Raw genomic sequence first — 12,885 nt, forward strand, 5'->3', positions numbered from 1 at the left:
GATGCCGCCGCGCGTGGTGGTGACCAGCACCAGTGCGAGCGGAATGCCGATCAACGCCGCCACGAAGGCGGATACACCGACCATGACGATGGTGTCGCGAATTGCATCGGCGAGTTCCGAGAGCCAGAGATCAGACATAGCCGAGCACCTCGACATGATTGGCATAGTGACGCGCACGCTCGAGTAGCGTCGCGATCTGCTTTTGCATCGTGCCGTCCGCATTCGCGCGCACCTCTGCCGATACCACCAGGCGCCCTTGCGCATGCCCCTGAATCCGGTCGATGCCGCCATGCACGAAACTCACACGACCACCGTCAATGCTCAATGCAGACGTCAACCCTCCGAGGTCAGGCTCACGTGCATCGCCGCCCGTGAATCGCACGTCAAGCAGAATCTGTGCATCCGCTTGCTCGATCCCGTGCAATGGTTTCACTCGCGCGGCCAGGTCCGCAGGCAGGTCATGCACCAAGGTTCGCAGCAACGCGCGCGTCGCGTCGTGCTGCGGGTCGCCGAACACGCGCCAAACAGGTCCTGTTTCCACCACTTCGCCGCGTTCGATCACCGCCACCGTATCGCAGACTTCGCGAATAACCTGCATCTCATGCGTAATCAGCACAATGGTCAGATTGAGCCGCTGATTGATATCGCGCAGCAACACGAGAATGGCTTGCGTCGTTTCTGGATCGAGTGCGGACGTCGCCTCGTCGCACAGCAGAATGTCCGGGTCGGTCACAAGGGCGCGCGCGATCCCGACGCGCTGCTTCTGGCCGCCGGACAAACTCGCCGGATAGGCGTCACGCTTGCTCGACAGACCGACCAGTTCGAGCAAGGCGTCGACCTTTTTGTCGATCGCCGCTTTAGGCGCGCCGGCGATTTTTAGCGGCAACGCAATGTTTTCGCGCACCGTTTTCGCGGAGAGCAGATTGAAATGCTGGAACACCATGCCGATGCGCCGCCGCAGCGTGACCAGTCCGCGTTCGTCGAGTTCGCCGACGCTCACGCCATTCACACGCACGGCGCCGGAACCTGGCTTTTCCAGACCGTTGACGAGCCGCAGCAGCGTCGATTTTCCCGCGCCGCTGCGACCGATGATGCCGAACACTTCGCCGCGCGCCACGTTCAGCGTGACATTCGCAAGCGCCGCGGTCGACACACCTCGCGCGTTGGCGAACACCTTGCCGACGTCGTCGAATACAACGGCTTCTTGCGCGGCATCGGCCGCGACACGATTCAAGGCGAGGGACGGCGCGTCTTCAATAAACTGCGGCACGTCGAATAGATTAGCCATGGCTTCGCTCCTCTATGCTTCCACGGTGGATCGCACACCGGCTTGCGCGCTCCGCCGATGCTGCGCGCCGGCGTGCACCGCAGGCAGTCGCGCGCGACCGCCGCCGAACAGCTTTTCACGCAGCGTCGGCGCCGGGTCGTAGTCTTCCTTGTAGACGCCGCGATTCTGCAATTCCGGCACCACCAGATCGACGAAGTCTTCGAACGATTCGGGCATGACGGTACGCGTCAGATTGAATCCGTCGACGCCGGCCTCTTCTATCCACGACTCCAACTCATCCGCGATCTGCTGCGGCGAACCGACTACGGGTTTCGCACGGCCGCCGAGCGTCATCTGTTCGAGTACCTTGCGTTTGGTCCACACGCCGCTCACGCTCTTCTTCGAAATCGCTTCGACTGCCGACTGCATCGATTCGGTCTTCACATACGAAATCGGTTCGTCCAGTTCGTACTGCGAGAAGTCGATGCCGGTCGAACTGGAGAAATGCGCGATGCCGCCCTCGGCGCTCGCATAACGCCGGTATTCCTCGAATTTCTCCTGTGCGGCGCGTTCTGTTTCGCCGACTACAACGGTGATGCCGGCAAAGATCTTGATGTCGTCGGGCGCGCGGCCGAAGCTCACCGCCCGTGCCCGAATGTCGTCGACAATGGAGCGCGTGAGTTGTTTGTTCTGGCCGCCCACAAACACGCATTCCGCGTGACGTGCCGCGAAATCGACGCCGCGGCTCGACGAACCCGCCTGATACAGAACCGGCGTGCGTTGCGGCGACGGCTCGCTCAAATGAATGGCGTCGATCGAATAGTACGGACCGTCGTGTTTCACGCGATGCACCTTGTCAGGATGCGAGAAGATACGTGTCGCGCGATCGCGCACCACCGCGTCGTCCTCCCAGCTTTGCTCCCATAGCTTGTAGACCACGTCCATGTAATCGTCGGCACGGTCGTAGCGGTCATCATGGCTGATCTGCTGCGCGAGACCCATGCCGCGCGCTGCGCTGTCCAGATAGCCGGTGACGATGTTCCAGCCCACCCGGCCTTTGGTCAGATGATCCAGCGTCGACATACGGCGCGCGAACAGATAAGGCGGCTCGTAAGTCAGATTCGAGGTGACGCCGAAGCCGATATGCTTCGTCACATGCGCCATCGCGGGCACGATCAGCGACGGATCGTTGATCGGAATCTGCACCGATTCGCGCAACGGCGTTTCGGGGCCGCCCTGATAAACGTCGTACACGCCGACGATATCCGCCAGGAATATCCCGTCGAACTTGCCGCGTTCGAGCGTTTGCGCAAGGCTCGTCCAGTAGTCGAGGTCGGTGTAATGCGCAGAACGGTCGCGCGGATGTGCCCACAAACCATGATTGATATGGCCGACCGCATTCATGTTGAACGCGTTCAACAGGATCTTTTTCTTCGCCATTGTGCGGCTCCTTGCTCTATGCAACGTTGCTAGCGGCGTGACCTGGTTACGTGACCTGGTTCCGCAACTGAGTTGCGTAACTTAGCTGCGTGACTTACCAGGCGACGGCATAGAGATTGCCGAAGGCTTTGTCGAGCGCGGCGCGCACAGCGGGCGAATGCTGATAAATCGAGATGAACTTGCGGATACGCGGATCGTTGACGCTTTCCGGGCGCACGACCCACTGGATCGCATAGTTCTTGTTCTCCAGGCCATCGAATAGCAATGCGCTATTCGGATCGGTCGTGCCCGCGAGCTTGATAAAGCTCGGATAGCCTTGTGCGAGATCGACGTCGTCGAGCGAGCGGGCCAATTGCGATGCCTCAAGCTGAACAATCTTCAAATGCTTAGGATTGTCGATGATGTCAAGTGTCGTGGCGCGATAGTCGATGCCCGGCGTCAGCTTGATGAGACCAGCGCGTTGCAGTAACAATAAACCGCGTCCGCCATTGACTGGATCGTTAGCAATGGCGACCGTGGCACCGTCTTTCAATTCGTCAAAGCGTTTGATCTTTTTCGAGTACAGACCGATCTTCATGATCGTACCTGGCGCGATTGCAACAAAGTTATAGCCGCCCTGCTTCTTTGCGTTCTCGAGAAACGGAATGTGCTGGAAATAGTTGACGTCGATATCTTTGTTGGCGAGCGCCGCGTTCGGTGTATTCCAGTCGGTGAACTCGATGATCTTCACATCGAGCCCTTGCTCCTTCGCCTCGCGCGCGGCCACTTTGAGCGCCTCGATTTGCGGGCTGGTAGCGGTGCCGATTTTCAGCGTGGGTGTGTCTGCCGCGACTGCGGGCGCCGCCGGCAACGCGAGGGCAAAACCGAGCGCGCCAATAAACGTTAGCGTCGACGCGCGGAAAAAACGCCGCACAGTAGAAAGAGAAATGCGCATGGTGATCTCGTCAGGTTTGGGGTGCGGCGTGTTTCGAGGCGAGCCGATCCCACGGCATGCGGGCAGGCGCGCCGGAATCGGTCGGACAACGGAAATCTGCAGCGCGCGGTTTAAGCGGCGCGCAGCAACGATAGAATGCGTGAGCGCATCAGCGCGGACAGCGGCAGGTCGGACAGGTCATCGCCTCTCTCCAGATGAGGTGCGAATCATGATAGACGGCGGGAAACCGGCGGTCTACGAACGGATTTTCGGAAGGAAAGCGGGAAAAATGATTTGGGGTGGGCGTGCCCCGGCGCATGGACCGGTGCGCCGCCTCAACAAAAAACGCCGGGTTGCGCTTAAGCGCAACCCGGCGTTCTTCGCCAGCCAACTAACTAACTAGAAAGCAAACTCTAGCGCTTCGCCACCTGATCCGGCGATGCAGAAGCAGAAGTTGCAACAACCGCACCCGAAGCCGGCGCAACCGCCCCCACCGCCTCATCGCCCGCAGGTTTCGCATCGCCCCAGCCGCCGCCCAGCGCGCGAATCAGATTCACCGTCGCCACCGCTTGCGTACCCGACAGATGGCTCGCCTGCAGTTGCGAAGTCAGCACCTGCCGCTCGCCGTCGATCACATCCAGATAGCTGACCGCGCCTTCCGTGTACTGCGTGCGCGACAGATGCGCCGCGCGCTGCGAGGCAACCACCGCATCGTTCTGCTCACGCATCTGATCGTCGAGCAAACGCAGATCGGCCAGGTTGTCCTCGACCTCACGGAACGCCACCAGCACCTGTTGACGATATTGCGCCACATCCTCGTCGTACTTCGAGCGAGCTTGCGCGAGGTTTGCCTTGCGGCGGCCACCGTCGAACAAAGGCAGTGTCAGCGCAGTGCCGGCGAACGGCCCGAGAATGAACGCGCGGCTCGACCACATGAACAGATCGCCCAGCGTCGCCGATTCAAAGCCAGCTCCGCCCGTGATATCGAGCTTCGGGAAGAACGCCGACTTCGCCAGACCGACCCGCGCATTCGCCGCCATCATCGCCCGCTCCGCCGCCGAAATATCCGGCCGGCGTTCGAGCAGCGCCGAAGGCAGACCCGACGGGACACGCGCGGTCACCGGCACGAGCGGCGCTTCCGCGAAAGAGAAATCCGCTGGTGGCTTGCCAAGCAGAATCGCCAGACTGTGCTCGGAGGCCGCGCGCTGACGCGCCACGCCCACTGCATCCGCACGCGCACTCGCGAGTTCGTTGCGAGAGCGCGAGACATCCAGCTCGCCGATATCGCCTTCCTTGAAACGCCGCTCGACCAGCTTCAGCGTGTCTTCGCGCAACGCCATGGTACGGCGGTACAGATCCTGATCCGTATCGAGCTCGCGCAACTGGAAGTAGTTCTGCGCGACATCAGCCTGCAACGACAACTGGACCGACCGGAACAGCGCTTCACTTTGCTGCTCGTCCGCACGCGTCGCGTTCACATTCGAGCCGACTCGCCCGAATAGATCGGTCTCGTACGACGCGCCCACCTGTGCGCGCCAGATCGTGCCGTTCGTACCGCCCGCGCTATCCGGCTGGAATTGCGAGGCCGCCGACGCCCGCTCACGCGTCGGGCCAAAGCCCGCATCGAGCTTCGGGAACCAGTCCGACTTCGCCGCCTGCGTCACCGCACGCGCCTGCTGCACACGCGCCGCAGCCGCCTTCAGGTCCTGGTTCGCAGCAGCCGCCTGCTCTTCCAGCGCGTCAAGTTGCGGGTCGCCGAAAATCGTCCACCATTCGCCGCGATGCGCGTCGTCGGCGGGTTGGGCCTGCTTCCACGTACCGGTATCCTGAGCCGATGCAGCGGACGCAGCCGACACCCCCGACGCAGCAGCAGGCGCTTCCTTGAACGCGACCGGCGTGTCCACCTCCGGCCGCTTATACGTGGGCTCCACGGAGCAGGCGGCGAGCAATGCAACCAGCAAACCACTGGCAGCCGCCCGGCCCCATCCACCTAAAGAATCAAAACGTTTCATTATTGTTTTCTCCTCAGGCGTCCGTCACCGGCGCCCCAAGGTGCGGCGCGTCTTTCTGCGCGACGTGAATCGTCCCGCCCGCCAACGTACGCAGCACCACATAGAACACGGGGGTCAGCATCAGGCCGAACAACGTCACGCCGAGCATGCCGAAGAACACCGCGATACCCATCGCGTGACGCATCTCCGAACCCGCACCACTCGAAAGCACCAGAGGCACCACACCCATGATGAAAGCGATCGACGTCATCAGGATCGGACGCAGACGCAAGCGGCTCGCCTCGATTGCCGCCGCCAGCGGCGTGCGCCCGTCATGCTCCAGTTCCCGGGCGAACTCGACGATCAGAATCGCGTTCTTCGCCGATAGCCCCACCAGCACCATCAAGCCAATCTGCGTAAAGATGTTGTTGTCGCCACCCGTGAGCCACACACCGGTCAACGCGGACAGCACGCTCATCGGCACGATCAGGATCACCGCGAGCGGCAGCGTCAGGCTTTCATACAACGCCGCCAGCACGAGGAACACGAGCAGCACGCTGATCGGGAACACCCACAAACCCGCATTGCCCGCGATGATTTGCTGATACGTCAGGTCGGTCCATTCGAGCTTCACACCATGCGGCAAGGTTTCGGCCGCTACGCGTTCCGCCGCGGCTTGCGCCTGGCCCGACGAGAACCCCGGCGCTGGACCACCATTGATGTCGGCAGCCGTATAGCCGTTGTAACGCACCACCATTTCCGGCCCATACGTCGGCGTCACCGTCACCAGGGACGACAGCGGCACCATGTCGCCAGCAGCATTGCGTGTCTTCAGTTGCAGGATGTCGTCAGCACGTTGACGGAACGGCGCATCCGCCTGCACCCGCACCTGATACACGCGGCCGAAGCGGTTGAAGTCGTTCACATACAGCGAGCCCAGATAGATCTGCATCGTGTTGAACACATCCGTGACCGGCACACCGAGTTGCTTGGCCTTCACACGATCCAGGTCGACGTTCAGTTGCGGCACGTTGATCTGATAGCTCGAAAACGTCGGTCCGAGTTCAGGTGTTTGCGCCGCCTTCTTCACGAATGCCTCCGCAGCCTTGTTCAACGCCGCGTAGCCCACCGCGCCGTGATCTTCCAACTGCATCTTGAAGCCGCCGAGCGTGCCGAGACCGAGCACAGGAGGCGGTGGGAACACCGCGACGAACGAGTCCTTGATCGCACCGTACTGCTGGTTCAAGGCGCCGGCAATCGCACCGGCCGAGAGCTTCTTGTTGCCCCGTTCCTTGAAAGGCTTCAACGTGACGAACACGATGCCCGCGCTCGAGCTATTGGTGAAACCGTTCACCGACAAACCCGGGAACGCCACCGCGCTTTCCACGCCCGGCTGCTTCAGTGCGATCGCACTCATATCGCGGATCACTTTTTCCGTGCGGTCCAGCGACGCACCGTTCGGCAACTGCGCGAATGCAATCAGATATTCCTTGTCCTGCGCCGGCACGAAACCGCCCGGCACGACGCGAGAGATCAGCACCGTCGCACACAGCAGGATCGCGTAGACCGCGAGCATCGCACCCTTACGGCGCAGCACGCCCTTCACGCCACGGCCATACTCCGTCGAACCGCGATGGAACACCTTGTTGAAGCCCTTGAAAAAGCGGCCCAGCACGCGATTCATCACACGCGTCAGGAAGTCTTCCTTTGCGCCATGGCTGCGCAACAGCAGCGCGGACAAAGCCGGCGACAAGGTCAGCGAGTTGAACGCCGAGATCACCGTCGAGATCGCGATCGTCATCGCGAACTGTTTGTAGAACTGACCCGTCAGGCCGGTCATGAAAGCGAGCGGCACGAACACGGCGACCAGCGTCAGCGCGATGGCGATAATCGGCCCACTCACTTCCTGCATGGCCTTATAAGTCGCATCGCGCGCACTGAGCCCGCTTTCAATGTTCCGTTCGACGTTTTCCACCACCACGATCGCATCGTCCACCACGATCCCGATGGCAAGCACCATCCCGAACAATGACAACGCGTTGATCGAGAATCCGAATGCAAGCAGCAACGAGAACGTACCGACAATCGACACCGGTACTGCAATCAACGGAATGATCGACGCACGCCACGTCTGCAGGAACACGATCACCACGATCACCACCAGCGCAATCGCTTCGAGCAGCGTGTGGATCACCGCCTCGATACTCGAGCGCACGAACTGCGTCGGGTCATAGACGATCTTGTATTCGACGCCCGCCGGCATGTCTTCCGCCAGCTCCTTCATCGCCGCACGAACCTGATCGGAAATCGCCAGCGAGTTCGCGCCCGGCGCCTGGTTGATAGCGAGCGCGACGGCTGGTTTGTTGTCGAGCAACGAACGCAGGCCGTATTCCGATGCGGCCAGTTCGACACGCGCGATATCACGCAGGTACGTTACACCACCATCCGGCGCGGTTTTAACGATGATGTCGCCGAATTCGCCCTCAGTCTTCAAACGACCACGCGCATTCACCGACAACTGCAATTGCGTGCCCGGCACCGAAGGCGATGCGCCGATCACACCGGCCGCCACCTGGATGTTCTGCTCACGGATTGCGTTGACCACTTCGGTCGCCGTCAACCCGCGCTGTGCGACTTTCTGCGGATCGAGCCAGACGCGCATCGCGTAGTCGCCCGAGCCCCACAACTGCACTTCGCCAACGCCCTGAATCCGTGCGAGCCGATCCTTGACGTTGAGCAGCGCGTAGTTGCGCAGATACGTCATGTCATAGCGATTGTTCGGCGAGATCAGGTGGACCACCATGGTCAGCGTGGGCGAACTCTTGATGGTCGTGATGCCGAGACGCTGCACGTCTTCCGGCAGACGCGGCAGCGCCTGGTTGACGCGGTTCTGCACCAGTTGCGTCGCAAGGTCCGGATTGGTGCCGAGCTTGAAGGTCACCGTCAGCGTGAGATTGCCGTCGCTATTGGCTTGCGACTGCATGTACAGCATGTTCTCGACGCCGTTGATCTGCTCTTCGAGCGGCGCGGCGACAGCCTCGGCGATCACTTTCGGATTGGCGCCCGGATACTGTGCATGCACCACCACCGAAGGCGGCACGACTTCCGGGTACTCCGAAATCGGCAGCTTGAAGAGCGCAATGATGCCGCCCAGCAGGATCAATACCGATAGCACGCCGGCAAAGATCGGCCGATCGATGAAGAATTTGGATATGTTCATGGGAAGCTCTTAACGTTGGAGCATGCGCCGCTACGGCTACTTAATATGGCTACACAAGGCAACTACTTAAGCGCGGCGCACGAGGCTCACGAATTCTTGTCCGCTGTTTTCGCCCGCGTCTGTGCGAGCGGCTCGCCGTTCGGATCCTGATCTGCGGTCATCGGCACCATGTGGGCGCGTACTGCATCGCCCGGACGCACACGCTGGATACCGTTCACGACGATCCGGTCGGTCGCCTGCAAACCGCCCTTGACGACGCGCAGGTTGCCCTGCATGTTGCCCACCGATATCTCGCGATACACGACGTGATTTTTCTGGTCGACCACCAGCACGAATTTTTTGTCCTGATCGGTGCCCACCGCTGCATCGTCGATCAGCAGTGCCGGATGCGGTTCGCTGCCGCCGACCTTCACGCGGGCATACAGACCCGGAATCAGTGCACCATCCTGGTTATCGAAGCGCGCGCGCACCCGAATCGTGCCGGACGACGTATCCAGCCGGTTGTCGACGGATTCGATCGTGCCGCTGCGTGAGTAACCGCTTTCATCCGCCAGACCCAGGTCCACCGGTACCTTGCGGCCGTCTTTCGCGCGGCTCAGGTATTGCAGGTAGGTTTGCTCGTCAACGTCGAACGATGCGTAGATCGGCGAAACCGACACCAGCGTGGTCAGCGGCGCGGAGCCTGCGCCCGCGGCCACCACATTGCCGACCGTGATTTCCGCACGCGAGACGCGGCCCGCCACCGGCGCGACAATCTTCGTATAGCCGAGATTGATGCGCGCGGTTTCGACGGCAGCTTGCGCGGCCTTCAGGTTGGCGCTCGCTTCGCGCGCGGCGTTCTGCTTCTCGTCGTAATCGCGCCTGGCGATCGCGTTGTCGGCGATCAGGCGTTGCGCACGTTCCCAATCGCTTTGCGTGTAGCCCGTACGCGCCTGCGCCGCCGCGAGCTGTGCTTCGGCGCGATCGACTTCGGCTGCGTACGGACGCGGATCGATCACGAACAGCGTATCGCCCTTCTTCACAAGCGCACCATCCTTGAAATTGACGGACACGATCGTGCCCGGCACCTGCGAACGGACGTCCACTTTTTCGACCGCTTCAAGGCGGCCCGAATAGCTTTGCCAGTCGGTGATGGTCTTTTGCACCACCGTGGCAACATCGACTTCCGGCATGATGGTCGGCGCGGCGGGCGAGCTCGCGTCGACGCGAATCGCGCCGAACGTGCCCAGCCCGGCCACGACGAGGACGGCTAGCGCGGCAATCGCCACACGGCGACGGGAAAGAGGAAGGATAGTCATGAGAAGCTCCCGGTATCGTTGATTAAAGTTCTGCTTATTTCTGTCTCAGCGATGGGCGCGCGCATCGAAACGCCACTGAAAAAATCGCACCGCTTCCTGCAACGCAGGCGGATGGTCGGCCAACGCGGCGTGCGAGACGCTGGGATAGCGGACCACCTGGGTCAGCACACCCGCGTCGATCAGACTGCTCGCGTATTTCTCCGCTTCCACATGCAGCACATCGTTTTGCGCCGTCGCAATCAGCGTGGCCGGCAGGCCCGCGAGGCGCGACGATTCGAGCGGCGCGGCATACGGATGCATGCGTTGCGACGCTTGCGGCAGATACGCGCGATAACACGCCGCGCATTCCTTCGCGGTAATGTCCGAACTGAGGCGTTGCTCATCGCCTAGGCGCGTCAGGCTCGGATCCAGCATCGGTCCGAACAACGCCTGCGCGGCAATGCGCACGTCGCCGCGGTCCCGCGCGATGAAAGCGAGGCAGTTGGCCAACTGCCCGCCCGCATCGTGGCCCGCCACGCCGATCTTCCCGCTATTTCCGCCGAACGCACGTGCTCTTGTCTGCACCCACAGCGCCGCGCGGTGTGCGTCTTCAGGCGCCGCCGGAAACGGAAACTGCGGCGCCAGCGAATAACCCACCGAGACGACGAGCGCCGGTAAGTGTTCTGCGAAATAACGCGCGGCGTACTCAGCCTGATCGATCGATCCCTTCGTAAAACCGCCGCCGTGGAAATAAAGCAGTACTGGCAGTGCGGTTTTCTGTGACTGCCGGTACAAACGCAACGTGATGTCCTGTGCGTGCCCTTCGATCTGCACGTCAGTAATGTCGAGTGCCGTGCTGCCTGCCTGTGCCGGGCCGCTGCCCGCGGGCACAAACGAGTACGGCGGTTTAAATGCATCCATGTCGAGCCGCGCAATGCGCATAGAACTTCAATGGTGCGAATTGTGGGTTCAGCAGACTCGTAAATAAATGCCTATAATCCGGCAACACAATTCGGCGCACCTGAACAATCGAATGCGATTGCTCTGCGGATTCACTGCAGATTCGATCCCTGCTCAGAGCGCCCGCCCTTTTAGGAGGTTTGCAATGGACCGGCTTCAGGCCATGCAAGTGTTCACGCGTGTCGTCGACACCAACAGCTTTACTCGTGCGGCGGAAACGCTCGACCTGCCGCGCGCATCGGTTACCACCATCATTCAGAACCTCGAAGCGTTCCTCGGCACGCGGCTGATGCACCGGACCACGCGACGTTTGTCGCTCACACCGGACGGCGCGGCGTATTACGAACGCTGCGTGCGCATCCTCGCGGACGTCGAAGAAACCGAGGCCAGCTTCCAGAGCGGCAACAAGAAGCCGCATGGCAAGCTGCGCATCGACATGCCGGGATCGATCGGGCGCCTGCTGGTGATCCCTTCGCTGTGTGAATTCCACACGCGCTACCCGGACATCGACCTGCAACTCGGATTGACGGATCGGCCCGTCGATTTGTTGCAGGAAGGCGTGGATTGCGTGGTACGTGTGGGTGCGCTACAGGATTCGTCGCTGGTGGCGCGGCGCATCGGTTTGTTCGAGGGCGTGACGTGCGCGGCCCCCGACTACATCGAGCGCGCGGGCATGCCGACTTCGCTCGAGGACCTCGAGAATCACAAAGCAGTCAATTATTTTTCGAGCCGCACGGGGCGCACGATCGATTGGGCCTTCATGGTTGATGGCAAAGAAATTGAAGTGAAGATGAAGGGCATCGTGTCGGTAAACGACGCTGATGCCTACGTAACGTGCGGACTGGAAGGCTTCGGCCTGATTCAGCCGGCGCTCTTCATGGTGCTGCCGCATCTGCGTTCGGGTCAGCTGGTTGAAGTGCTGCCGGAGCTGAAGCCTTTGCCGATGCCGATTTCCGCGGTCTATCCGCACAGCCGGCATCTGTCGCCTAAAGTCCGTGTTTTCGTAGACTGGATCGCGGAGCTGTTCGACCGCTGTCCGTTGCTGAGCGGACGCGGCAGTCTGGACGCGATGTGCACGAAGCGTACTTTCGAAGAACGCGAATCTGCTCCGACGCTCGATACGCCGGTAATAACGGAGTGGGTCGCGTGAATCACGCGAGTTGAAGTACAAAATCTGGAACAGTGAATTCCAACCGCGGCTCTAATGCCGCGGTTGTTGCACAGTTACCCTGCAGTGCCCTGTGGTTGTGCTGCAGTTGTCCGAGAGACATGCACGTTGCGGCGATTGTTCTGGAATCGCGACAATTCATTTCGCGAAAGTGCGATTTATCCGAGTCGCCTCGAAGTCTACATTTCACCCTGTCGCAGCGCTCCTCGTGCTGCAAACGAATCGACAGGAGTGAATCATGAAACGCAATCTCTTAGCAGGCTTGGCTCTCTCGCTGCTTGCCAGCGCACCGGTTTTTGCTCAAAGCAATGGTGGTGGGATTGGCCGTGCCGGCACATACGAAACGCAACCTGTGCCGACTACCGGCGGTAAAACCCGTGCTGAAGTTAAGGCTGAATTGGTCGCGGCGTATCGCGATGGTTCGCTACCTGCACTGAATCGCACGTCGTATCCGAATAAAGGTCTGATTGGTCAGACGCAGGCCGCGCGTATTGCGTTGCAGGAAGGCGCCAGTGGTGACGTGACACGCGTTGCCACTGGGCAGTAAGGCTGATGCACCGCGATGATTCGGTTTCCAAAAGAATTAGTCATCGCGGTGGTTTCTTTGCAGGCACACCAACCAACCTGGCGGCGAGCAGGCAAAAACCTT

9 protein-coding genes and 1 pseudogene are annotated in these 12,885 nt (G+C 61.0%); 2 read left to right on the forward strand and 8 right to left on the reverse strand.

From position 1 onward, the window contains the following. The 8 genes and pseudogenes from VFE81_RS02255 to VFE81_RS02290 all read right to left on the reverse strand — a co-directional run. Positions 1–138: pseudogene (locus tag VFE81_RS02255) on the reverse strand (ABC transporter permease); the annotation flags it as partial. Further along, positions 131–1,288: a methionine ABC transporter ATP-binding protein gene (locus tag VFE81_RS02260; protein ID WP_325043030.1), complete on the reverse strand. Its 1,158-nt coding sequence runs from the start codon at positions 1,286–1,288 to the stop codon at positions 131–133. The pseudogene VFE81_RS02255 and the gene VFE81_RS02260, both read right to left, overlap by 8 nt. Positions 1,289–1,300: 12 nt before the next feature. Then, positions 1,301–2,707: an LLM class flavin-dependent oxidoreductase gene (locus VFE81_RS02265; RefSeq protein WP_325043031.1), complete on the reverse strand. Its 1,407-nt coding sequence runs from the start codon at positions 2,705–2,707 to the stop codon at positions 1,301–1,303. Positions 2,708–2,801: 94 nt separating this feature from the next. Then, positions 2,802–3,641 (reverse strand): MetQ/NlpA family ABC transporter substrate-binding protein, encoded by an 840-nt coding sequence (locus tag VFE81_RS02270; RefSeq protein WP_325043032.1) that lies wholly within the window; start codon positions 3,639–3,641, stop codon positions 2,802–2,804. 392 nt (positions 3,642–4,033) lie between these two features. After that, the gene (locus VFE81_RS02275; RefSeq protein ID WP_325043033.1) at positions 4,034–5,632 is read right to left on the reverse strand and encodes an efflux transporter outer membrane subunit; all 1,599 of its coding nucleotides are present in this window, start codon (positions 5,630–5,632) and stop codon (positions 4,034–4,036) included. 13 nt (positions 5,633–5,645) lie between these two features. Continuing rightward, positions 5,646–8,831, reverse strand: a complete 3,186-nt coding sequence (locus tag VFE81_RS02280; protein ID WP_325043034.1) for an efflux RND transporter permease subunit — start codon at positions 8,829–8,831, stop codon at positions 5,646–5,648. Positions 8,832–8,917: 86 nt separating this feature from the next. Then, entirely contained in the window at positions 8,918–10,129 is a 1,212-nt protein-coding gene (locus VFE81_RS02285; RefSeq protein ID WP_325043035.1) for an efflux RND transporter periplasmic adaptor subunit, read from the reverse strand. 45 nt (positions 10,130–10,174) lie between these two features. Further along, the gene (locus VFE81_RS02290) at positions 10,175–11,029 is read right to left on the reverse strand and encodes an alpha/beta hydrolase (RefSeq protein WP_325043036.1); all 855 of its coding nucleotides are present in this window, start codon (positions 11,027–11,029) and stop codon (positions 10,175–10,177) included. A 184-nt stretch (positions 11,030–11,213) separates the two neighbouring features. On the opposite strand from VFE81_RS02290, the gene VFE81_RS02295 reads away from it, so the two are divergent. Together VFE81_RS02295 and VFE81_RS02300 are read left to right on the forward strand one after the other, a co-directional pair. Then, on the forward strand, positions 11,214–12,218 hold the full coding sequence (locus tag VFE81_RS02295) for a LysR family transcriptional regulator (protein ID WP_120307301.1): 1,005 nt from the start codon (positions 11,214–11,216) through the stop codon (positions 12,216–12,218). A 256-nt stretch (positions 12,219–12,474) separates the two neighbouring features. Then, a complete protein-coding gene (locus tag VFE81_RS02300; RefSeq protein ID WP_325043037.1) occupies positions 12,475–12,783 on the forward strand; it encodes a DUF4148 domain-containing protein in 309 nt (102 codons plus the stop codon). Positions 12,784–12,885: the final 102 nt, after the last annotated feature.

Origin of the sequence: Paraburkholderia sp. (genome assembly GCF_035656215.1) — a bacterium.
Lineage (GTDB): Bacteria > Pseudomonadota > Gammaproteobacteria > Burkholderiales > Burkholderiaceae > Paraburkholderia.

What these genes read in the sequence shown, in the direction of transcription:
- VFE81_RS02260 (WP_325043030.1), bottom strand. Translation starts at nt 1,288, where the DNA reads ATGGCTAATCTATTCGACGTGCCGCAGTTTATTGAAGACGCGCCGTCC.
- VFE81_RS02265 (WP_325043031.1), bottom strand. Translation starts at nt 2,707, where the DNA reads ATGGCGAAGAAAAAGATCCTGTTGAACGCGTTCAACATGAATGCGGTC.
- VFE81_RS02270 (WP_325043032.1), bottom strand. Translation starts at nt 3,641, where the DNA reads ATGCGCATTTCTCTTTCTACTGTGCGGCGTTTTTTCCGCGCGTCGACG.
- VFE81_RS02275 (WP_325043033.1), bottom strand. Translation starts at nt 5,632, where the DNA reads ATGAAACGTTTTGATTCTTTAGGTGGATGGGGCCGGGCGGCTGCCAGT.
- VFE81_RS02280 (WP_325043034.1), bottom strand. Translation starts at nt 8,831, where the DNA reads ATGAACATATCCAAATTCTTCATCGATCGGCCGATCTTTGCCGGCGTG.
- VFE81_RS02285 (WP_325043035.1), bottom strand. Translation starts at nt 10,129, where the DNA reads ATGACTATCCTTCCTCTTTCCCGTCGCCGTGTGGCGATTGCCGCGCTA.
- VFE81_RS02290 (WP_325043036.1), bottom strand. Translation starts at nt 11,029, where the DNA reads ATGGATGCATTTAAACCGCCGTACTCGTTTGTGCCCGCGGGCAGCGGC.
- VFE81_RS02295 (WP_120307301.1), top strand. Translation starts at nt 11,214, where the DNA reads ATGGACCGGCTTCAGGCCATGCAAGTGTTCACGCGTGTCGTCGACACC.
- VFE81_RS02300 (WP_325043037.1), top strand. Translation starts at nt 12,475, where the DNA reads ATGAAACGCAATCTCTTAGCAGGCTTGGCTCTCTCGCTGCTTGCCAGC.